The 20,854-nt window shown below is 59.8% G+C and carries 18 protein-coding genes and 1 pseudogene; 3 read left to right on the top strand and 16 right to left on the bottom strand.

The genetic code is table 11. The features are described 5' to 3' along the window. From FB593_RS27940 to FB593_RS24505, 5 genes and pseudogenes are all read right to left on the bottom strand, one after another. Window positions 1–237 (bottom strand): annotated as a pseudogene (locus tag FB593_RS27940) (sugar ABC transporter permease); the annotation flags it as partial. Window positions 238–265: 28 nt separating this feature from the next. Beyond that, complete coding sequence (locus FB593_RS24520) at window positions 266–1,579, bottom strand: ABC transporter substrate-binding protein (protein WP_013762306.1); 1,314 nt, start codon at window positions 1,577–1,579, stop codon at window positions 266–268. Window positions 1,580–1,722: 143 nt separating this feature from the next. Beyond that, window positions 1,723–2,676: a sugar-binding transcriptional regulator gene (locus tag FB593_RS24515; RefSeq protein ID WP_003518080.1), complete on the bottom strand. Its 954-nt coding sequence runs from the start codon at window positions 2,674–2,676 to the stop codon at window positions 1,723–1,725. A 261-nt stretch (window positions 2,677–2,937) separates the two neighbouring features. After that, window positions 2,938–4,788, bottom strand: a complete 1,851-nt coding sequence (locus FB593_RS24510; protein WP_003518082.1) for an ABC transporter ATP-binding protein — start codon at window positions 4,786–4,788, stop codon at window positions 2,938–2,940. Window positions 4,789–4,836: 48 nt separating this feature from the next. After that, window positions 4,837–6,000 carry a M20 aminoacylase family protein gene (locus FB593_RS24505; RefSeq protein ID WP_065687413.1) on the bottom strand — a complete coding sequence of 388 codons (1,164 nt, stop codon included), beginning with the start codon at window positions 5,998–6,000 and terminating at the stop codon, window positions 4,837–4,839. Window positions 6,001–6,305: 305 nt separating this feature from the next. Between FB593_RS24505 and FB593_RS24500 the strand changes: the two genes are divergently transcribed. From FB593_RS24500 to FB593_RS24490, 3 genes are all read left to right on the top strand, one after another. Beyond that, on the top strand, window positions 6,306–8,015 hold the full coding sequence (locus tag FB593_RS24500) for a peptide ABC transporter substrate-binding protein (RefSeq protein ID WP_145167157.1): 1,710 nt from the start codon (window positions 6,306–6,308) through the stop codon (window positions 8,013–8,015). 76 nt (window positions 8,016–8,091) lie between these two features. Beyond that, on the top strand, window positions 8,092–9,102 hold the full coding sequence (locus FB593_RS24495; protein WP_003518086.1) for an ABC transporter permease: 1,011 nt from the start codon (window positions 8,092–8,094) through the stop codon (window positions 9,100–9,102). Next, window positions 9,095–10,015, top strand: coding sequence for an ABC transporter permease (locus FB593_RS24490; protein ID WP_013762302.1), 921 nt, complete (start codon window positions 9,095–9,097; stop codon window positions 10,013–10,015). Before FB593_RS24495 ends, FB593_RS24490 begins: the two co-directional genes overlap by 8 nt. A 36-nt stretch (window positions 10,016–10,051) precedes the next feature. On the opposite strand, the gene FB593_RS24485 is transcribed toward FB593_RS24490, so the two are convergent. From FB593_RS24485 to FB593_RS24435, 11 genes are all read right to left on the bottom strand, one after another. After that, window positions 10,052–10,402: a ribbon-helix-helix domain-containing protein gene (locus tag FB593_RS24485; RefSeq protein WP_003518088.1), complete on the bottom strand. Its 351-nt coding sequence runs from the start codon at window positions 10,400–10,402 to the stop codon at window positions 10,052–10,054. 71 nt (window positions 10,403–10,473) lie between these two features. Continuing rightward, the gene (locus FB593_RS24480) at window positions 10,474–11,040 is read right to left on the bottom strand and encodes a DJ-1/PfpI family protein (RefSeq protein ID WP_065687415.1); all 567 of its coding nucleotides are present in this window, start codon (window positions 11,038–11,040) and stop codon (window positions 10,474–10,476) included. A 95-nt stretch (window positions 11,041–11,135) separates the two neighbouring features. Next, a complete protein-coding gene (locus tag FB593_RS24475) occupies window positions 11,136–12,533 on the bottom strand; it encodes an amidase (protein WP_145167156.1) in 1,398 nt (465 codons plus the stop codon). A gap of 53 nt (window positions 12,534–12,586) precedes the next feature. After that, complete coding sequence (locus tag FB593_RS24470; RefSeq protein WP_013762300.1) at window positions 12,587–13,408, bottom strand: ABC transporter permease; 822 nt, start codon at window positions 13,406–13,408, stop codon at window positions 12,587–12,589. Next, window positions 13,405–14,355, bottom strand: coding sequence for an ABC transporter permease (locus tag FB593_RS24465; RefSeq protein WP_003518092.1), 951 nt, complete (start codon window positions 14,353–14,355; stop codon window positions 13,405–13,407). The genes FB593_RS24470 and FB593_RS24465 overlap by 4 nt, the downstream gene beginning before the upstream one ends. A gap of 229 nt (window positions 14,356–14,584) precedes the next feature. After that, window positions 14,585–16,120 (bottom strand): ABC transporter substrate-binding protein, encoded by a 1,536-nt coding sequence (locus FB593_RS24460; protein WP_025595067.1) that lies wholly within the window; start codon window positions 16,118–16,120, stop codon window positions 14,585–14,587. A 186-nt stretch (window positions 16,121–16,306) separates the two neighbouring features. Beyond that, window positions 16,307–17,209 carry a LysR family transcriptional regulator gene (locus FB593_RS24455; protein WP_025595068.1) on the bottom strand — a complete coding sequence of 301 codons (903 nt, stop codon included), beginning with the start codon at window positions 17,207–17,209 and terminating at the stop codon, window positions 16,307–16,309. A gap of 67 nt (window positions 17,210–17,276) precedes the next feature. Next, window positions 17,277–18,026 carry an ABC transporter ATP-binding protein gene (locus FB593_RS24450; RefSeq protein WP_025595069.1) on the bottom strand — a complete coding sequence of 250 codons (750 nt, stop codon included), beginning with the start codon at window positions 18,024–18,026 and terminating at the stop codon, window positions 17,277–17,279. Beyond that, complete coding sequence (locus tag FB593_RS24445) at window positions 18,023–18,859, bottom strand: ABC transporter ATP-binding protein (RefSeq protein WP_035200158.1); 837 nt, start codon at window positions 18,857–18,859, stop codon at window positions 18,023–18,025. The genes FB593_RS24450 and FB593_RS24445 overlap by 4 nt, the downstream gene beginning before the upstream one ends. Then, window positions 18,856–19,788: a nickel transporter permease gene (gene nikC / locus FB593_RS24440; protein ID WP_003518097.1), complete on the bottom strand. Its 933-nt coding sequence runs from the start codon at window positions 19,786–19,788 to the stop codon at window positions 18,856–18,858. Before nikC ends, FB593_RS24445 begins: the two co-directional genes overlap by 4 nt. Further along, the gene (locus tag FB593_RS24435) at window positions 19,785–20,852 is read right to left on the bottom strand and encodes an ABC transporter permease (RefSeq protein WP_003518099.1); all 1,068 of its coding nucleotides are present in this window, start codon (window positions 20,850–20,852) and stop codon (window positions 19,785–19,787) included. The genes nikC and FB593_RS24435 overlap by 4 nt, the downstream gene beginning before the upstream one ends. Between the last annotated feature and the right edge of the window lie 2 nt (window positions 20,853–20,854).

The following is a 20,854-nucleotide window of genomic DNA, read 5'->3' as shown; positions in this document are numbered from 1 at the left end:
CATCGCCAGGGGCACGATCATCCACACCAGCAAAAGCAGCACCGAAGGCGCAAGCATAACCCGCGCCAGACCGCTCGTGTTTCGTGTTGCCATTGCACTAACCTCCCCATGGGCTCGGGCATCACGAAATGCCCCCGGCATATCCGGAAGAACCGGCTCATTCCAGTTTTGATTTGAAAGGCTTAAAGGCTGCCGCGCAGCTCGCGGCTTGCGCCCCCAAGGTTCGCTGCCCGGCATTGGCGCCGGACAGCGATCTTCAGGAGGATTACTTGATGTAACCGGCGCGGGTCATTTCACGCGTCGCTGTCGACTGGGCGCTGGCAAGCGCATCGTCGACACTGGACTGGCCGGCAACGACCGCCGAGAACAGCTGACCGACCGTGGTGCCGAGCGCCTGGAATTCAGGGATCGCCACGAACTGACCGCCGGTGTAAGGCACGGGCTTTACGGTCGGCTTGGTGATGTCGGCGGCATCCATCGCAGCAAGCGTCGGCTTGGCGAAGGCGGCTGCTTTTTCATAGTCAGCATTCTTGTAAAGCGAGGTGCGGGTGCCCGGAGGCACGTTTGCCCAGCCTTCCTTGGCAGCGACGAGTTGGGTATATTCCTTGCTGGTTGCCCAGGAGATGAACTTCTCGGCGGCATCCGCCTTCTGCGAGCTCTTCGGGATAGCAAGGTTCCATGACCACAACCAGTTGCCGTGGTTCTTCAGCTCGCCATGCGTCGGGAAGAGCGCATAACCGACCTTGTCGGCAACGGTCGAATCCTTCGGGTTTGAAACGAAGGAAGCAGCCACCGTGGCGTCGATCCACATGCCGCATTTGCCCTGCTGGAACAGCGTCAGGTTTTCGTTGAAGCCGTTGGAGGAAGCACCCGACGGACCGGCATCCTTCATCAGATCGACGTAGAACTGAAGAGCACTCTTCCATTCCGGCTGATCGAACTGCGGCTTCCAGTTCTCATCGAACCAGCGGCCGCCAAAGGAGTTGGTGAGCGCGCTGATGAAGGCCATGTTCTCGCCCCAGCCAGCCTTGCCGCGCAGGCACATGCCGTTGATATCCGTCTTGCGATCGGTAATCTTGCGGGCAGCGTCACCGATGAATTCCCAGGTCGGGTTTTCAGGCATCTTCAGGCCGGCTTTTTCAAACAGGTCCTTGCGATACATGATCATGGCGGATTCGCCGTAGAACGGCGCCGCATAAAGCTTGCCTTCGCTGGAAAGACCACCACGGATCGCCGGCAGAATATCATCCACGTCGTATTTGTCGCCAAGCTTTTCGAGCGGCAGCAGCCAGCCCTGCTTGGCCCAGATCGGCACTTCATAGTTGCCGATGGTCATGATGTCGTACTGACCGCCATTGGTGGCGATATCGGTCGTCACGCGCTCGCGCAGGACGTTTTCTTCAAGGGTGACCCATTCCACCTTGATGTCGGGGTTCTTGGTGGTGAAGTCGGAGGTCAGACCCTGCATGCGGATCATGTCGCCGTTGTTGACGGTGGCGATGGTCAGCGTTTCGGCGGAAGCAAGGGTCGAAAAGGCGAGTGCCGAGCATGCGCCCAGCAAAATGGTCTTCAATGTCATATCTTCCTCCCAGAAGAAATTTATGAGCATTCGCTTTGCTCTGGGGCATTTACTCACCCGCAGCCGAAAAAAGTCAAGCAACATCCTGTGCTGCGGCGCACATGGAAAAATCAAGGCATTGATTTTATTAGATTAATTTTTGCTCAGTGTGTGAGCAAATATTCACTTGTCGCTTCGTCGGTGATGAGGCCGTTCAAAAGACCACCCCTCAGTGCCGCGAGAATCGAGGCATTCTTGCGCGCGCCCTGCGCCATGCCGATGACCGTGCAGGTCTCTCTGGACGGAATGGGAACGGAGGCGACGCGCTCGTTGACGGAATGGTCGAGAATGCGGCCGTTGGCATCATACATCCAGCCGCAGATTTCGCCGATCGCACCGCTTGCCATCAGGGCCTTCATCTCGTCGACACCGAGAAAACCATCAACGCAGAGCGGTGCATTTTCTCCCAGTTCGCCGACGCCGACGAAGGTGACATTGGCGGCTGCACCCAGCGCCAGCGTGGAGCGCACCATGGACTGGTCGTGCAGCAGTTCCCGCTCTTCCGCAGACGAGCAGAGAACCGGCAGCGGCATCGGGAAATGCCGCGCCTTGATGGCATCGGCCATACTGAAGATGACGTTGTAATAGGCGGCCGATCCATCCGGCCCGATATTGCCTGTCAGTGACACGATGCGGTGCTGCGGACATTCCATCGGCGGCAGTTGGTCCACAGCCGCCTTCAGCGTACGGCCGGTGCCGATGGCAAGCACGATGGGATCGGCATTTTTCAGCCAGCGCTCGATTTCCGCCGCGCCGGCCTCGGCAATGCCGACCGTGGAGGAAACGCCAGCGGGATCGCTCGGCACCACCTCGATATATCTAAGGTCGAATTTCTGCTTCAGCCGCTCCGCCTTTTCGAGACAGGCGGCGATGGGATGATCGAGCCGGACCTTGATCAACCGCTCGGCGACTGCCAGCGATACCAGCCGCTGCGCCGATTGCCGGGATATGCCCATGGCAGCGGCGATCTCGTCCTGCGTGCGGCCCGCGACATAATAAAGCCAGCCAGCACGCGCCGCATCATCAAGCCGTCCATGTGCGTCGTTCCGTCTGGCCATGCCGCCGCCCTCTAAGAATTATGCTCGAGCATTTGCTGGCATTTTTTCAGGCCGCCTGTCAAACGGCGCAGCGACTGAGCGAAGCGTTTGGCGGCACCGGGCACCTCTAAAGAAGATGCAAAACATTTACTCCATCATGCTCGGGCCTGTCGCGAGCATCTGCAATGCACCGGTTTACGAGACATTGGCAGATCCTCGGCACAAGACCGAGGATGACGTCGTCAACACAGAGGCACCTATCCCTGCGTAGTTTCCTCTATATCAAGCCGCTTCCTGCACCAGATGCCCTTCCGAAACCTCGCGGTAATGGCGTTGCGGCGGAACATAGTTCACCGGACGGATCGGGCTTTTGATCTCGTCCGTTGCCATGTTGCGCCTGATCTGGCGCCGGGCCGGATCCGGCACCGGAACGGCGGACATCAGCTTTTTCGTATAGGGGTGCTGCGGATTATCGAAGACGGCGGCGCGTGGGCCGATTTCGACGATCTCGCCGAGATACATCACCGCGACACGATGGCTGACACGCTCCACCACAGCCATATCGTGGGAAATGAACAGGAAGGCGAGGTTGAGGCTCTGTTGCAGATCGAGCAGCAGGTTACAGACCTGCGCCTTGATGGAGACATCAAGCGCCGACACCGCTTCATCGGCAACGATGACCTTGGGGTCAAGCATCAGCGAACGGGCAATGGCAATGCGCTGGCGCTGGCCGCCGGAAAACTCATGCGGGAAGCGCCGCATCATATCCGGGCTGAGGCCAACCTTCTCCATCAGGTCCGCCGCCTTTTCACGCGCCTGCGCCTTCGGTCCAAGCCGGTGTTCGATGAAGGGCTCCATGATCGCCGTGCCGATGCTCATGCGCGGATCGAGACTGGCGAAGGGGTCCTGAAAGATCATCTGCACGCTGCGGCGCATGGTGCGCAACGTTGTCTTGTCGAGTTTCATCACCTCGTAACCGTCGAGCGTCACGTTACCGGAGGTCGGTTCGATCAGCCGGGTGATCGACCGCCCCGTGGTGGACTTGCCGCAGCCGGATTCACCGACCAGCGATAGTGTCTCGCCCTCAGCCAGATCGAAAGAGACCTTCTCCACCGCATGCACGGCACCGGACTTGCGGCCGAGAAGACCGGAGCGGATATCGAAGCGGGTCGTCAGGTCCCGGACCGAAAGAATGGGCGTGCGACCACCGGAAACCGTGTTCCTGACCTCTTCAACCGGTTGGCTTTCGCCGGTCTTGATATCGATGATCGGAAAACGGGCGGGCAGTACCCGCTCTTTCATCGAACCGAGCTTCGGCACCGCCGAAAGCAGGGCGCGCGTATAGGGATGGTTCCCGCGATGGAAGATATCGTCCGTCGTGCCGGTTTCCACCACGTCGCCGCGGAACATGACGATGGTGCGGTCCGCCACTTCCGCCACCACGCCCATATCATGGGTGATGAACAGGACCGACATGCCCTCCTCTTCCTGCAATTGCTTGATAAGGTCGAGAATCTGGCCCTGAATGGTCACGTCGAGCGCCGTCGTCGGCTCGTCTGCAATCAGGAGCTTCGGCTTGGAGGCAAGCGCCATGGCAATCATCACGCGCTGGCGCATGCCGCCGGAAAATTGGTGCGGATAGTCGTCGAAACGGTTCTTCGCATTGGGAATGCGGACTTTTTCCAGAAGCCTGACAACTTCGGCCTTGGCAGCAGATGAGGAAATATCCTGGTGCACGGTCAGCGCTTCGGCGATCTGCTTGCCGATCGGGAAGATCGGATTGAGGCTGGTCATCGGCTCCTGGAAGATCATCGAAATGTCCTTGCCGCGAACCTTGCGCATCTCCTCTTCCGGAAGTGCCAGCAAATCGCGCCCGCCGAGCATGACCTTGCCCTCGATGCGGCTCGTTTTCTTATCGAGAAGCCGCATGATCGACAGCGACGTCACGCTTTTACCCGAGCCGCTTTCGCCAACGATCGCCACCGTCTCGCGGGGCGCAATGTCGAAACTCATATTGCGGACCACCGATTTCCAGCCGCCATCAACGCGGAAGGACGTAGTCAGATTTTGAACCGAAAGTACCGGGCTTACCGAACCGCCGGTCTGTTCCATGGATGTTGCCGCCAAAAGCATGCCGATCTCCTGAAAAGCGAAAGGCGGCCGTGAAGGCCGCCGGATGTCTTACGCAGCAAGCGCGGTTTCGGCCATCGAGACCCAGTAGCTGATGCCGTAAGGCAGGGCCTCGTCGTTGAAGTCATAGGCGGCATTGTGCAGCCCGGCCGTGTCGCCGTTACCGATGAAGATGAAGGCGCCGGGGCGTGCTTCCAGCATGTAGGAAAAATCTTCCGCGCCCATATGCGGGTTGGGATTGGTGTTGACGGCGTTTGCGCCTGCCACACCTGCCGCCACGCTGGTTGCGAATTCGGTTTCGTCATTGTGGTTGAAGGTGACGGGATAACCGCGATCGTATCTCACCTCCGCCGTCGCGCCATGCGCCATGGCGGTAGCTGTCGCCACTTCCTTCAACCGTTTTTCGGCGAAATCGCGGGTTTCCGGCAGCAGGGTGCGCACCGTGCCGGTCAGCGTCACCGAACCGGGAATGACATTGCCCGCTGTGCCGCCGTGGGTAGTGGCGACGGTGACGACCAGCGATTTCAACGGGTCCGTTTCCCGCGAGACGATGGATTGCAGGGCGATGATGATATAGGCCGAAGTCAGAACCGGATCGATGGAAAGATGGGGGGCCGCCGCATGGCTGCCCTTACCGGTAATGACGATCTCGAAACTATCCGCCGCCGCCATCGTCGAACCCTTGCGGATGGCGAAATTGCCGACCGGAATGCCCGGCTCGTTATGCATGCCATAGACCTGAGAAATGCCGAATTTCTCCATCATGCCGTCGTTCAGCATGGCAAGTGCCCCTGCGCCACCCTCTTCAGCCGGCTGGAAGATGACGGCGACGGACCCTTTGAAATTACGGGTCTCGGCCAGATATTGCGCCGCACCCAAAAGCATGGCCGTGTGCCCGTCATGGCCGCACGAATGGGCCTTGCCCGGAACCTTGGAAGCCCAGGGCTTGCCGCTGGTTTCGAGGATCGGCAGCGCATCCATGTCGGAGCGGAAACCGATGGTCGGGCCGTCTCCGTGCCGCCCCTTGATGATGCCCACCACGCCGGTCTTGCCAATGCCGGTTTCGACGATATCGCATCCGAAGGATTTGAGTTTCTCCGCCACGAATTTCGAGGTTTCGAAGACGTCGTAGAGCAGCTCCGGCGTCTCGTGCAGGTGGCGCCTCCAACCGGCTACTTCTTCCTGCATCTCGGCCACACGGTTCAATATCGGCATTCCCATTTTTCCTTTTTTTGTTCCCCGCCGGGTTGTCGGGAACCATATTGCGTTTGGAATTTCTGCTTTTGCAAGTATGAATTTCGCTAGATGAGTGAAAAATAGGCCCGAAGCCAATCGGCTCAAATTTTGTTCATCAATCAGAGTTTGGGGCTTGCATTTCAAAAAAACTGACAATAGCATCATTGGGAACGGAAGAATATTCGTTAGCAAAGTCAAATACTTAAAACAAAAGACTTGCAAATGACGTTGAGGAAAAGCGTCAAACATTCAAACAGATAAAATCTTCAAAGGGGAAAATCACAATGAAGAAGCGCAGCGTTCTCTTTGCCAGCACGGTGGCGGCCTTGGCCATGGCAGGCTCTGCCGCCCATGCCGAGCGTGGCAGTGACGGCGAACTGAAAATCCTTTTCTGGCAGGCTGTATCGACACTCAACCCATATCTTTCCGCTGGCACGAAGGAAGTCTACAGCTCGTCCATGGTGATCGAGCCGCTGGCGCGCTACGACGAAAAAGGCGAGCTGGTGCCGATGCTGGTGAGCGAAATTCCGACGGTCGACAATGGCGGCATCGCGAAGGATCTGCTCAGCATGACGTGGAAGCTGAAGAGCGACGTCAAATGGTCTGATGGCACGCCCTTTACCGCTGACGACGTCATCTTCACCTGGAAATATTGCATCGCACCGGACGGCGGCTGCGCGCAGGCGGCACAATATGAAGGCGTGAAGAACGTCGAGGCGATCGACGCCCACACCATCAAGATCAGCTTCAACGAACCAAAGCCCTACCCCTACTCCGCATTTGTTGGCGCACAATCGCCTGTCATCCAGAAGAAACAGTTTGAAAAATGCGTCGGCGCTGCGGCTCCCGGCTGCACATCCGCCAATTTCGGCCCCATCGGCACCGGCCCCTTCGTGGTCAAGGATTTCAAGCCGAACGACGTCATCAGCTTCGTGGCCAACCCCAATTATCGCGATCCGGCCAAGCCCGCCTTCGCCACGGCTACCCTGAAGGGCGGCGGTGACGCAGCTTCCGCTGCACGTGCCGTTCTTGAAACCGGCGAATTCGACTACGCCTGGAACATGCAGGTGGAGCCGGAAATTCTGGCCACCATGGTAGCTGCCGGCAAGGGCAAGCTGGAAACTGCCTTCGGCACGCAGGTCGAGCGTATCAATCTCAACTGGTACAACGCCGATCCTGCGCTGGGTGACAAGCGCTCCACCAAGGAAGGCGGCCCGCATCCGGCCCTTTCCGACCCGGCCGTGCGCCGCGCGCTCTCGCTTGCCATCGACCGCGATATTATCGATGAGGCAGGTTATGGCGAGGCGGGCAAGCCGACCTGCAATATCGTGCCGGCCCCGGAAGCAGTCGCTTCGACCAAGAATGACAGCTGGTGCCTGAAACACGATCTGGAAGGCGCAAACAAGCTGCTGGACGATGCGGGCTGGGTAAAGGGCGCCGATGGCATCCGCGCCAAGAACGGTGTGAAACTGTCCTTCCTCTACCAGACCTCCACAAACTCCGTTCGCCAGGCCACGCAGGAACTGGTGAAGGACATGTGGTCGCAGATTGGCGTTGCTTCCGAACTGCGCAATGTCAGTGCCTCCGTCTTCTTCGGCGGCGATCCGGCAAGCCCCGACACCTTCCAGAAATTTTTCGCCGACGTTGAAATGTACACCAACAATTTCGACGGTACCGACCCGGAAAAATATCTGGCGGAATGGCTATGCGACAAGATCCCGGCTCCGGCTAACGGCTGGCAGGGCCAGAACATTCCGCGTTATTGCAACCCGGAATTCGACAAGCTGGTGGGCGAACTCTCCAAGACCGCAGACCCTGCCAAGCGCGGTGAGATTTCCAAGCAGCTGAACGATATGCTGACCGAAGAAGGCGCGCATATTCCGCTCATCCATCGCGGCAGCGTCTCCTCGCATTCGTTGACACTCGAAGGCGTTCGCATGAACGCCTGGGATTCGGAACTCTGGAACGTCGCGGACTGGTCCCGCAAGAAGTAACCCGCAAATGCGCGGTCGCCCCTGACGGGGGGACCGCGCTCGTTTTGCGAGACCCTGACGGTCTGGAGACTTTCCGATGTTTACCTTTACGCTCCGGCGGCTTGCCTTTGCCGTACCGACGTTGCTCGTCATCAGCTTCGTCATCTTCGCCCTACTCGATCTGGCGCCGAATGATCCGACCGGCGACCTGCCGCTGACCATTCCGCCCGAAGTGCGCGAGCAGATCCGCGCCTCGCTCGGTCTCGACCAGCCCTTCTTCATCCGTTACATGCTGTGGCTGCAGCAGTTCTTCATCAATGAACCGCTGAACCTGTTCGAGAAGCTGACAGGCTGGCAGATCGGCGACGGCAGCCGCATGCGTGTGCTGTCCTGGGCAACGCGCAGCCCGGTGGTCGATCTTGTCATCCAGCGCATGCCGCAAACGCTTTGGGTCGTCGGCCTTGCCTATCTCTTCGGCGCGCTTCTGGCGATCCCGATCGGCGTCATTTCCGCCTACAAACAATATTCAATCTTCGATCAGATCGGCACCTTCGTCTCGATGGTGGGTTATTCGGTTCCCACCTTCTTCACCGGCGTGCTGCTGGTCGTCATCTTCAGCTCGTATCTGCAATGGTTCCCTTCCGTCTACGACACCAATCTGCAGGTGACTGACTGGGGAAGCCTCGTGGCACAGATCAAACAGATGTTCATGCCGGTTCTGGTGCTGACCCTTTACAACGTCTCGCAGATCAGCCGTTTCGTGCGCGCCTCCATGCTGGACAATCTCCATCAGGACTATGTACGCACCGCGCGTGCCAAGGGCGTGAAGGAAAAATCCGTTCTGCTCGTTCACGTCCTGCGCAACAGCCTTATACCCGTCGTCACCGTCATCGCACTCGGCGTGCCGACGATCTTTTCCGGCGCCATCATTACCGAACAGATTTTCCGTGTGAACGGGCTTGGCCAATTGCTGATCACCGCCGTTCAGGGTGCGGATATTCCGCTGGTGCAGACGCTGACCTTCATTTTCGCGGTGCTTATCGTGCTCTTCAACCTGATTGCCGACGTGCTTTACGGCATTCTCGACCCGAGGATCCGCTATGACTGACGCCACCCTCGCAGCACCAGCCGTTGCCGCCACGCCTGTGCAATCGGCACTTGCCGATATCTGGAAACAGTTCCGGGTCCACAAGGGCGGCGTGGCAGGCCTGTTCGTTTTCATCTTTATTTTGCTTGCGGTCTATGTCGGGCCCTATATCCACACTGTCGCGCCCAATGCCATCAATGTGAAGGAACGCAACCAGTGGCCGTCGCTGGCGCATCCCTTCGGCACCGACAATCTGGGCAAGGACATGCTGGCGCAGGTGCTGGCGGGCGGGCGCATCTCGCTTGCCGTCGGCATCACCGCCATGCTGCTGGCGCTGTTTCTCGGCACGCTGGTGGGGGTGCTGTCAGGCTATTTCCGAAGGCTTGACGGGCCGCTGATGCGGCTGACGGACCTGTTCCTGGCCCTGCCGCTGCTGCCGCTGCTGCTCGTCATTCTCATGCTGTTCCGTGATACGCTGCGTGCCGCCTTCGGGCCGGAAACCGGTATCTTCATCCTCATCGTCTTCGTGATCGGGGTAACCAGCTGGATGCATACCGCACGCATCGTGCGCGGCGACGTGCTGACGATCAAAAGCCAGGAGTTTATCATGGCGGCGAAATCGAGCGGCATGCGCGAATACCGCATTATCCTGCGCCATATCCTGCCGAATGTGTTGAGTTCGATCATGGTCTCAGCCACGCTCGGCATCGCCTCGGCCATCATCACGGAATCGGCGCTGTCCTTCCTCGGCCTCGGTTTTCCGTCCGACTTTCCGACCTGGGGACGACTGTTGTTCGATGGCGCCAACTTCCTGCAGCTGACGCCCTCGCGCGTGCTGTGGCCTGGACTGGCAATCTCGCTGACGGTTCTGAGCGTCAACTATATCGGCGATGCCGTGCGCGATGCGCTTGATCCAAGGGCGCTTAAGAGCTGAGGCGAAGGGCGCGGTGGCTGCGCCCTTCCCTTTACCTCAGTGATAATTCATCTTTTCCGCGTCGAGAATGCTGTCTGCATCCAGCGCAGCAATCGGAATGTCGCTGCGCGCCGGAATATCGCCGGAAAGCTGCAAGGCCAGATAACGCCCGCAGCAGACTCGTAGAAACGAGGTGAAATTGCCGAGATCATGCCCGGCATCGATCGATTCATTATAAAGCTTGGCAATGAGCTGCGCGCTGTTCATGCCATCGCGGCGTGAAATCTCGTCCAGAGTCGTCCAGAAGAAGTTTTCAAGTCTGACACTGGTGACCATGCCATCGATCCGCAAAGACCGGGTATGGCTTTCCCAAAGCGTCGGGTCTGCCTTGATGAAAAGCTTGCACATTGTGTCCTCCCTCAGCAAGCTGCAGAAGATAGACGGGAAACGGGACCGGCAAAAGCCCCATTCCGCCGGCCTTATCTGCCGAGCACCGCCATGAATTGCGAAAGCCATGCCGGATGCGCCGGCCATGCGGGCGCCGTCACCAGCTTGCCGTCGGTAACCGCCACATCGATGGCGATATCGGCATAGGTACCGCCCGCCAGTTCCACCTCGGGGCGGCAGGCCGGATAGGCCGAGCAGGTGCGGCCCTTGAGGACACCCGCAGCCGCCAGCAATTGGGCACCGTGGCAGACGGCCGCGACCGGCTTGTCAGCCTCGAAGAAATGCTTCACGGCGGCAAGCACATCCGCATTCAGCCGCAGATATTCCGGCGCGCGACCACCCGGAATGACCAGCGCGTCGTAATCCGCCACCTTGATATCGGCAAAAGTTGCGTTGAGCGCGAAATTATGGCCGCGTTTTTCTGAATAGGTCTGGTCGCCCTCGAAATCATGGATCGCGGTCGCGATCGTCTGGCCAGCCTTCTTGCCGGGGCAGACAGCATGCACCGTGTGACCAACCGCAAGCAGCGTCTGGAACGGCACCATGGTCTCGTAGTCCTCGGCGAAATCGCCGGTGATCATCAAAATCTTCTTCGGCATGCTTGCTCCTCCCATTTCGAATGCCCGGGGCACCGTAACAGGAGGGGTGGAGAAGCGGGTATTATGGCTATACTACAGGGCCGATAAAGACGGGATCAGCGCGCTTTGGGTGGCTCCGGCCAGCGCCGAACACCGCCGCCCCAATCCTCGAAGGCCCTGGAAAGCTTGAGAACGAGCAGATCCGCGTAACGCGGGCCGACGATCTGCAAGCCGATGGGCATCCCGGATTTCGAGAAACCGCAATTGATCGAGGATGCCGGCTGTTCCGACATGTTCCAAGGGACGGTGAAGGCGATATGTTCGAAGGGTCGCTCGGGGTCGTTGGTGGGCGAGGCCCAGTCGGCCGGATAGGAGACGATGGGATTGACGGGTGAAATCACCACATCAACCGACTGCATCAACCGCCCGCAGGCTTTGCGCATTTCCATGGTCTGGTTGAAACCGAAAACGGCACGCGCGCCGGAAACATTCGCGCCCTTCTGCGCCCATTCGTGAATATAGGGAAGGATCGCCGCGCGGCGTTCGTCACTCAGCGCCGCCATATCGCCCCAGAATTTCGCCCGCCAGAAATCATCCAGCCCATCCAGCATGTCCCGAGACAGCACCGGCTCGACCGGGACCACGATGGCACCTGCATCTTCGAACAGCTTTGCGGACGCCACAACAGCATCCCGCACCTCATCGTCCAGGGCCAAGCCGCAGCCGGCATCCAGCATCAGGCCGATCCTCAGGCCCTTCACGTCGATATCGAGGTCCATCCAGTTGATATTGTTGGGCGGAAGCGCGGTGCCGTCGCGCCAGTCCGGGCGGGAAAGCGTGGCCATGGCATAGGCGGCGTCGACGACGGTGCGGGTCATCGGTCCGGCGCAGCGGCCGGTATAATAGGGATCGACGGGTATGCGGCCCTGGCTGGGCTTGAAGCCGAACAGCCCCGTCCACCCCGCCGGTAGCCGCACCGAGCCGCCAATATCCGTGCCGATATGCAGGGTGCCGTAACCCGCAGCACCGGCAGAAGCCGCACCGGCACTGGAGCCGCCGGGGTTCTGTGTCGGGTCCCACGGGTTGCGGCTGAGCTTGTGAAAACTGGAAAGGCCCGATGACAACATGCCGTAATCCGGGCAGGTGGTTTTGGCGTAAATGATGGCGCCGTCCTCGCGGCAGCGGGCCGCAACCGGCGCGTCTTCCAGGGCCGGCACCAGTTCCACCGCTTTGGTGCCAAGCGGAACCGGCTGGCCTTTAGTGGCGATCAATTCCTTCAGCGACACCGGAATCCCATCGAGGGCCCCGAACGTTTCACCTTTTTGCCAGCGCGTCGTCGAGGCCAGCGCCTGCTTGCGGGCATCCTCGGGATCATAGGCGTAAAGCGCGTTCACCGTGGGCTCGAATGCGTCGATACGGGCCTCTACCGCCTGCCAATATTCCGATGGCGACAGCTTCTTTTGCCCGTAAAGCGCCAGGATTTCGAGCGTGTTGAGGTGTATGAGATCGGTCATAAGCTTCGTCTCGTCAGAAAACAGATAATATGGGCGATATCGGCTTAAAGCGGTCAGCTGGTATCGCGTGGGTCCAGCAGGTCGCGCAGGCCATCGCCAAGCAGATTGAGGCCGAAGACCGCGAGCGCAATGGCAAGGCCGGGCATGATGGCAAGCCAGGGTGCAGCACCTAGATAGGTCTGCGCATCGGCCAGCATCCGCCCCCAGGTGGCAGCCGGCGGCGGCATGCCGAGACCGAGGAATGAGAGTCCCGCTTCGGTAAGGATGGCAAGGCCGAGCTGGATGGTCACCTGCACGATGATCTGGTTGGAAATATTCGGCACGATATGAAACAGCGTGATCTTGGCGCGGTTCTGGCCGATGCTGGTGGCGGCGGTGACATATTCCCGCGACCATATCTGCAAGGCCGCACCCAGCGTCAGCCGCGCAAAGACCGGCACCATGAAGGTGGCAATGGCGATGATGGCGGTGAACCGCCCCGTACCGATGAACGCGCCGAGCATCATGGCCGACAAAATCGGCGGTACGGCGAAGATGATATCGCAGGCGCGCATCACCAGGGTTTCGGTGAAACCGCGCAGTGCCGCGACCGATACGCCAAGCGCCGTGCCAATGAGCGCGCCGATGGCAACGGCGGCGATGGAGGTGGAGAGCGAATTCCATGCCCCCGCCATCAGCATGGACAGCACATCGCGGCCAAAATGGTCGGTGCCAAGCCCGCCATAGGCAAAGGGCGATTTCAGCTTCTGGGCAATCTGTATCTTCGTCGGAGAAACCGGCGTCCAGACCAGCGAAAGCAGGGCAACCGCGACAAGAAAGAGAGTGACAGCGATGCCAAGGACGAAAGCGGGGCGGCGGCGGATCAGTCGCATCATCGTGCACCTGCCCGCAGTCTTGGATCGATAAAGAGATAGGCGATATCGACCAGAAAATTCATGACGATGACAAGCGCCGAGAAGAACAGCACGACGGACTGCATGACGACGATATCCCGCTGGGTCAACGCCTGATAGGCAAGCCGCCCGAGGCCCGGCAGGTTGAAGACATTCTCCACCAGCACTGCCCCGGCAATCAGGAAGGTGAATTGCAGGCCGATCATGGTGACAACGGGGATCATGGCGTTCGGCACCGCATGTCGCCACAGCGCTACCCGCTCGCTCAGCCCCTTGGCGCGGGCGGTGCGCACGAAATCCTCGTTCATTACCTCAAGTACTGCCGAGCGGCAGACGCGGGTGAGGACGCCTGCCTGCGACAGCGCAAGCGCGATGGCTGGAAGCACAAGCGCGATAAATCCGGCAGAAAAACTCGGACGCCAGCCGGGAAAACCGCCTGATGGCATCCAGCCGAGCGTGGTGGAAAAGACGATGATGAGCAGCAGCCCGACCCAGAAACCGGGAACGGCAATGCCGACATGGGAAAACAGCCCGGCTGCGAAATCCACCGGCCCGTTTCGGCTTCTCGCTGCCGCGACGCCGAGCGGAATGGCGATGGCGACCGACAGGCAGACCGCGAGCAGCGCAAGCGGCAGGGTGACGGCAAGCCGCTCGACAATAAGCCCCGCTACCGGCACGCCGTAGGTATAGGATTGTCCGAGATCACCCCGGAATACGCCTGCAAGCCAGTGGATGTAACGCAATGGCAAGGGCTGATCGAGACCCATCTGCTTTTGCAGCGCGAGAAGCGTATCCGGGCTCGCCGACGTGCCGAGCATGATGGCCGCCGGATCACCCGGCAACAGCCCCATGATGATGTAGATGATGAGCGACACCGCAAACAACGTGACGATGAGGCTTGCAAGGCGCCGGACGAGAACGGCTAACATCTGGCATTCTTTCCTTGCGTTGTTTCGTTTCGGGATGTGGCGGATGGATTTATTGTCATCCCCGCACACTCTTCCCTCACCCCTGTGCTTGTCACAGGGATCCAGCCGAAGCGTGCCTGCACGGCGGAAAGATTCCTTTCAGCCCAACGACTTGGGCTGGCTGGATTTCTGTGACAGGCACAGGAATGAGGTGGTGGGTAGGAATGCGCCTCACCGTTCACAACAAACGTCACTCTTCCCAATGCACATCCGTCAGCACATTGGACGGAATGGGTTCGTTTTCCCACAACCCCTTCAACTTCTTGTCCCAGACGCCGAGTTTCGGCATCACGAACAAGAACAGCGCCGGCACATCTTCGGCGAGGATTTTCTGGGCTTCGCCGTACAGCTTTTCCTGCTCGGCCGCATCCGCCGTTTTTTCAACATTGGCGATGACCTCGTTGAAGGCAGGGTTCTTATAGTTGAAATAATAGGGATCACGGGAGTAGATATCGATATCCATCGGCTCAGCGTGGGCGACGATGGTCATGTCGTAATCCGCGCCCTTCAAAACATCCGCCACCCATTTTGCCGGAAATTCCGTGGTCTCGATGGTCATGGTGACACCGATTTCGGCCAACATCGCCTGGAGGATTTGCGAGGTCCGCTGGGCATAGGCCATTTGCGGGGCCTTGATCGTGAAGCTGAAACCGTCGGGGTAACCCGCTTCGGCAAGAAGCGCCTTTGCCTTGTCTATATCGTAAGAATGAACACCGGTCGTATCGATGTAACCGCGATCGTTCGGCGTGTAGTGGCTGCCGATGGCCGTGCCGTAACCCGACCATGCGCCTTCAATCACCGTGCCGCGGTCCACCGCCATCATCAGCGCCTGGCGCACGCGCTTGTCGTTGAAGGGTTTGCGGGCATTGTTCATGCCAGCCACGACCTTGAGTTCCGTATTGCCGACGAAGGTACCGAGACGCGCATCGCCGTCGAAGGACGTCATCAGTTCCGGCGCGCCGAATTCCGGGAAGGCATCGATATCGCCGGATTTCAGTGCCGCTGCCTGCGCCTGCGGATCGGAAACGAAGCGGAAGGTGGCCTTTTCAAGCTTCACCGCCACCGCCTTGTCCCAATAGGCCGCGTTCTTCTCCAATTCCACCTTGTCGCCCTTGGCCCAGTTCACGAACTTGAACGGGCCGGTGCCGATGGGCGTGGTACGGTTATTGTCAGCGCTCTTCGGCGCAACCATGACGGAGGCCGGCCAGCCGAGCCAGTAGATCAGGCTGCCCGCCGGCTGCTTCAGCTTCAGTACCAGCGTCGCGGCATCCGGCGTTTCTATGCTCTCGATGGCGGTGAAGAAGCGTTTTTGTGGGTTTACCGACGTTTCACCGCGCGCCCGGTCGAGCGAAAATTTCGCAACAGAGGAATCGAAGGCCTCGCCGTCGTGGAAGGTAACACCCTGGCGCAGCTTGAACGTATAGGTCTTGCCATCGGCTGAAATTTCCCAGCTTTCGGCAAGCTGCGGTTTCACCTTGCCGTCATGGTCGATGGTGACGAGACCTTCGAATATGTTCTGCCAGCTGACCTGACCGATGGCGACGGGTGCCGCAATTGTCGGGTCGAGACCAGTCGGCTCCACTGTCATGCCCAGCGTCAAGGCGGTCTTCGGCGCGGCCGCGGCGTCCGTCATAGAAAGCGGCATCCAGAGCGCCGTCCCCAGTGCAAGCGCAAGCGCGGCGCGCCGCGTAACTTTCAGCGGCTGCGAAAAATAAGTGCGTGGCATCATTGTCCCCTGTCTGGCGGCCGAGGCATTTTTGCCTTTCGAAGACCACCCGTTGCAAAAAGAGTGTCATGTTGCAGGCGCACACACAATCGTGATTTTTGTGTGCTCCGTGTAGCTGAAATGGCTACACGGAAATACGGATGGAAATCAACCGGGATGGACAATTCTCCAGGCTGACGAATTCCCCTACCCCGCTGTCGCCTCGCGCATGAAACGCTCGATGAAATCGGCAAGCTTAGAGGCGGCGAAGGATAGTTGACGGTCGGGCGCCACGCAGAGATCGATCTGGGTGTGGATGCCCTTCTTGCCGGAAAGCGGAACAGCAACCATCTGGCCGCTGCGAATTTCACGCGCCACCGACAAGGCCGGCAACAGCGTGGCCGCGGCATGGCCCAGAACCAGTTCCTTCAGCATTTCCAGCGAACTGGTGATAAAGACGGGATCAAGCTCGATACCGGCATCGGCAAACAGTGTATCGAAGGCCTGACGCGCCGCGAAACTCTTGTCCGGCAGGGCAAGCGGCAGGCCGGCCAGTTCTTTCAGCGAGACTTCCGCCTGCGCGGCAAGCGCATGGCCGGTCGGAAAGATAGCATCGTAACTGATACGGGTGCGCGAGCGCACTTTCACGCCGGAGACCTTGGGCGCAAAAAGGCTGACGACCAGATCCGCTTCGGCTGCACCCAGTGCTTCCATCGCCTGGCGCGCGCTGGTGATGTGCACCTCGAAGCGCAACTGCGGATATTTGAGGCTGAACTGCGCCAGCACCGGCGCCAGAAGGTTCGCAACCGTCGCGCCATTGGCATAAACGGTGACCCGGCCGCGCTGAAGCCCCTTCAGGTCATCGATCAGCTGGTGCACATGGTCGAGTTCGCGCAGCGTCTTGCCGGCGCGGGCAGCCAGCAATTCCCCCGCCGCCGTCAGCTTCACGCCCCGGCTGGAACGCTCCACCAAAGGCGAGCCAAAATAATATTCGAGGTTCTCGATCTGGCGGCTGACTGCCGTCGGCGCGACATTCAGATTTTCGGCAGCGGCGCGCATGGAATTGGTGCGGACAAGTTCGTCGAAATACATCAATGCGCGCAATTGCATGGTCGGGATACCCTGTTTTGGCCGACACTGTCCGTCATGCCGGGCTTGACCCGACTATAGCGGCAGCTCAAGCGCGCTTGAAGCCCTCGCTCGCCACCAGCAGCTGCCTGGTATAATCCGCAGTAAACTCGCGGCTTTCCAGCGCTTCCGCCTCCAGCATTTCCACCACCTTGCCGCTTTTCATTACCGCAAGGCGATCGCACATGTGGCTGATGACGCCGAGATCGTGGCTGACCATAACGAAGGTGAGGTTGCGGTCCTTGCGGGCCTGTTCCAGCAGATTGAGGATTTCCGCCTGAATGGACGCGTCGAGCGCCGAGGTCGGCTCATCCAGTAGCAGAATCTTCGGCTCGACGATCAGCGCGCGGGCAATGGCAATACGCTGCCGCTGACCGCCGGAAAGCTGGTGCGAATAGCGGAAGCGGAAACCGGTGCCGAGACCCACCTCATCAAGCGCACGCGCGATGCGTTGCTCGCGATTGTCGAGACCGTGGATGACGAGTGGTTCTAGCAGCAGCGCATCCACTGTCTGGCGAGGGTGCAGGGAACCGTAAGGGTCCTGAAACACCATCTGCACATCGCTATAAAAGCTCTTGTCGCGGTGCTTGCCCGAATAAGAGCGACCGGCCACCATCAACGAGCCTTCGTCGAAATGGTTGAGGCCGGCAATTGCCCGAAGCAGCGTCGACTTGCCGGAACCGGACTCGCCGACGATACCGAAGGACTCACCCTCGGCCACATCGATGCTGACGCTGTCGAGCGCGATATATCCGTCGAAATCGACCACCATGTCTTTGATAGAAAGAACCGTGCTCATGCGCGCCACTCCGCCTTGCGTTCCAGAACCGGCAGCGGATGCCGGTGGCCGCCAATTTCCGGCAGGCAGTTCAAAAGACCCTGCGTATAGGGATGCTTCGCCTCTTTAAGATTGGCAGAAGAGAGCTCCTCAACGACCTTGCCCGCATACATGACCAGAACGCGGTCGCAGAAAGACGACACCAGCCGCAGATCGTGGCTGACGAAAATCAGCCCCATGCCGCGGTCGCGAACCAGCTTGTCGAGAATATCGAGCACTTCGAGCTGGACCGTCACGTCGAGCGCGGAAGTCGGCTCATCGGCGATCAGAAGTTCCGGGCCGCAGACCAGCATCATGGCAATCATGACGCGTTGGCCCATTCCGCCGGAAACCTCGTGCGGGTAAAGATCGAACACGCGCTCGGGATCGCGGATCTGCACCGCCTCCAGCATGGCGAGCGTGCGTTGGCGCGCCTCGCCGGAACCGATGCTTTCATGGGTACGCAGCGTTTCCATGATCTGGCGGCCGATGGGCATGACCGGGTTCAACGAATATTTCGGGTCCTGCAGGATCATGGCCAGGCGCTTGCCGCGCATGAGCCGCCGTTCCTTTGCCGAAGCACTGAGAAGATCGACATCGCCGAAGCGCAACACATCGGCCTCGATGCGAGCGCTTTTCGGCGTCAGGCCCATGATGGCGCGGCCGGTCTGCGATTTGCCGGAGCCGGACTCGCCGACGATGCCTAGGCGTTCGCGTCCTAGCGTGAACGAGACGCCACGCACCGCCTCCACCAGCCCGGTGCGGGTGGGAAAGGAAACGCGCAGGTTCTCGACGGTCAGAAGCGGCGCGCTCATTGGTTCGCCTCCTTGGGGTCCAGCGCATCGCGCAGGCCATCGCCCAGAAGGTTGAAACCGAGGCTGACGATCAGGATCGCAATGCCCGGCATGGCGGCAACCCACCATTGGTCGAGAATGAAACGGCGTCCGGAAGCAATCATCGCGCCCCACTCCGGCAGCGGCGGCTGTGCACCGAGGCCAAGGAAGCCGAGACCGGCTGCTGTGAGGATGATGCCCGCCATATCGAGCGTGACACGCACGATGAGCGACGACATGCAAAGTGGCATGACGTGTTTCAGAACGATGCGAAACGGCGACGCGCCCATGAGCTTGACCGCCGCGATGAAATCGGAATTGCGGAAGGTCATGGTTTCGGCGCGCGCGATGCGCGCATAGGGCGGCCATGAGGTGACCGCGATGGCGAGCACCGCGTTTTCAATGCCCGGCCCAAGTGCGGCCACCAGCGCAAGCGCCAGAACCAGCTTCGGAAAGGCCAGAAAAATATCGGTGATGCGCATCAGAACGGCATCCACCCAGCCGCCGGCATAACCCGAGACGGTGCCGACGATGAGTCCGATGGGTGCGGCGATGATGGCCACCAGCAGCACGACGAACAGGGTCAGCCGCGAACCGTGGATGAGGCGCGAGAGAATATCACGCCCCTGATCGTCAGTGCCGAGCAGGTAACCTTCTGTCCCCGGAGGCAGAAGTCGGGCATTGCGCAGATCGCCCTGCACCGGATCGTGTGGTGCAAGCACATTGGCGAACAGTGCGACAAGCAGCAGCGCAATGATGATGCCGAGGCCAAGCAGCGCCAGCCGGTTTTCCGAAAAGCGCCGCCAGATGACATAGGCACGGCCTAGCCGTGCCTGCCTGCGCGAGGCAGGCCGGTCGGAGAGCAGCCATTCGCGGCTGTAGGGTTTGAGTGTATCGGTCGAAATCGTCATCGGCTGCGCGTCCTTGGGTCGAGCGTCCGGTAAAGCAGATCGGAGAAGAGATTGATGCCGACGAAGATGGCGCCGATCACGATCGTGCCGCCAAGAACGGCATTCATATCCGCATTCTGCAGGGAATTGGTGATGTAGAGGCCGAGCCCCGGCCACGCGAAGATGGTTTCGGTCAGCACCGAACCTTCCAGCAGACCGGCGTAAGATAGCGCAATCACGGTCACCAGCGGCACGGCGGCGTTGCGCAGCGCGTGAAACCAGATGATGCGCGTTTCCGAAAGCCCCTTGGCGCGCGCCGCAACGATATATTCCTGGGCGAGCTCATTCAGCATGAACGAACGCGTCATGCGGCTGATATAGGCCAGCGAAAAATAGCCGAGCAGCGAGGCGGGCAGGATGATGTGGCGGAACAGATCCCACAATACGTCCCATTGCCGTTGCCAGATCGCGTCGATCAGGAAGAAACCCGTGACCGGCGTAAAGGTGAATTCGTAGACGATATCCATCCGGCCGGGATAGGCGACCCATTGCAACCGGGCGTAAAACACCAGGAGCGCCAGGAGGCCAAGCCAGAAAATCGGCACGGAATAGCCGATAAGGCCGATGACGCGCACGACCTGGTCGGCAAAGCTGCCGCGCTTGACCGCGGCAAGCACGCCGAGCGGAATGCCAAAAACGGCGCCGATGATGGTGCCGAGCGTGGCAAGCTCTATGGTTGCCGGGAAAACCCGCTTGATATCCTCCATCACCGGGTTGGTGGTGAGGACTGAGATGCCGAAATCACCCGACAGCGCCTGTTTCAGATAGATGAAGAACTGCTGCCAGAGCGGCAGGTTGAGGCCGAGCTGCTCACGCACGCGCTCGACCACATGCGCAGGCGCGCGGTCGCCGACAATTGCTAGCGCGGGATCGATCGGCACAACGCGGCCAATGAAAAATGTGACCGCCATCAACCCCAGAAAGGTGGTGATGACGGTGACGGCGAAGCCGAGAATGGCCTTCGCGCGGGCGTTGGCACGGCGTTTGCCCTGCCTCGCCCGGCTGTTTGCTTCAACGATGCTCAATA

Source organism: Rhizobium sp. SJZ105 (assembly GCF_007828365.1).
Taxonomy (GTDB): domain Bacteria; phylum Pseudomonadota; class Alphaproteobacteria; order Rhizobiales; family Rhizobiaceae; genus Agrobacterium; species Agrobacterium tumefaciens.
The sequence above is the reverse complement of the archived record's forward strand: the minus strand, read 5'-3'. Positions and strand labels throughout refer to the sequence as shown.

What these genes read in the sequence shown, in the direction of transcription:
- FB593_RS24485 (WP_003518088.1), bottom strand. Translation starts at nt 10,402, where the DNA reads ATGTGCAAGCTTTTCATCAAGGCAGACCCGACGCTTTGGGAAAGCCAT.
- FB593_RS24470 (WP_013762300.1), bottom strand. Translation starts at nt 13,408, where the DNA reads ATGATGCGACTGATCCGCCGCCGCCCCGCTTTCGTCCTTGGCATCGCT.
- FB593_RS24505 (WP_065687413.1), bottom strand. Translation starts at nt 6,000, where the DNA reads ATGCCGATATTGAACCGTGTGGCCGAGATGCAGGAAGAAGTAGCCGGT.
- nikC (WP_003518097.1), bottom strand. Translation starts at nt 19,788, where the DNA reads ATGACGATTTCGACCGATACACTCAAACCCTACAGCCGCGAATGGCTG.
- FB593_RS24520 (WP_013762306.1), bottom strand. Translation starts at nt 1,579, where the DNA reads ATGACATTGAAGACCATTTTGCTGGGCGCATGCTCGGCACTCGCCTTT.
- FB593_RS24500 (WP_145167157.1), top strand. Translation starts at nt 6,306, where the DNA reads ATGAAGAAGCGCAGCGTTCTCTTTGCCAGCACGGTGGCGGCCTTGGCC.
- FB593_RS24510 (WP_003518082.1), bottom strand. Translation starts at nt 4,788, where the DNA reads ATGCTTTTGGCGGCAACATCCATGGAACAGACCGGCGGTTCGGTAAGC.
- FB593_RS24450 (WP_025595069.1), bottom strand. Translation starts at nt 18,026, where the DNA reads ATGAGCACGGTTCTTTCTATCAAAGACATGGTGGTCGATTTCGACGGA.
- FB593_RS24455 (WP_025595068.1), bottom strand. Translation starts at nt 17,209, where the DNA reads ATGCAATTGCGCGCATTGATGTATTTCGACGAACTTGTCCGCACCAAT.
- FB593_RS24475 (WP_145167156.1), bottom strand. Translation starts at nt 12,533, where the DNA reads ATGACCGATCTCATACACCTCAACACGCTCGAAATCCTGGCGCTTTAC.
- FB593_RS24480 (WP_065687415.1), bottom strand. Translation starts at nt 11,040, where the DNA reads ATGCCGAAGAAGATTTTGATGATCACCGGCGATTTCGCCGAGGACTAC.
- FB593_RS24515 (WP_003518080.1), bottom strand. Translation starts at nt 2,676, where the DNA reads ATGGCCAGACGGAACGACGCACATGGACGGCTTGATGATGCGGCGCGT.
- FB593_RS24465 (WP_003518092.1), bottom strand. Translation starts at nt 14,355, where the DNA reads ATGTTAGCCGTTCTCGTCCGGCGCCTTGCAAGCCTCATCGTCACGTTG.
- FB593_RS24460 (WP_025595067.1), bottom strand. Translation starts at nt 16,120, where the DNA reads ATGCCACGCACTTATTTTTCGCAGCCGCTGAAAGTTACGCGGCGCGCC.
- FB593_RS24490 (WP_013762302.1), top strand. Translation starts at nt 9,095, where the DNA reads ATGACTGACGCCACCCTCGCAGCACCAGCCGTTGCCGCCACGCCTGTG.
- FB593_RS24445 (WP_035200158.1), bottom strand. Translation starts at nt 18,859, where the DNA reads ATGAGCGCGCCGCTTCTGACCGTCGAGAACCTGCGCGTTTCCTTTCCC.
- FB593_RS24495 (WP_003518086.1), top strand. Translation starts at nt 8,092, where the DNA reads ATGTTTACCTTTACGCTCCGGCGGCTTGCCTTTGCCGTACCGACGTTG.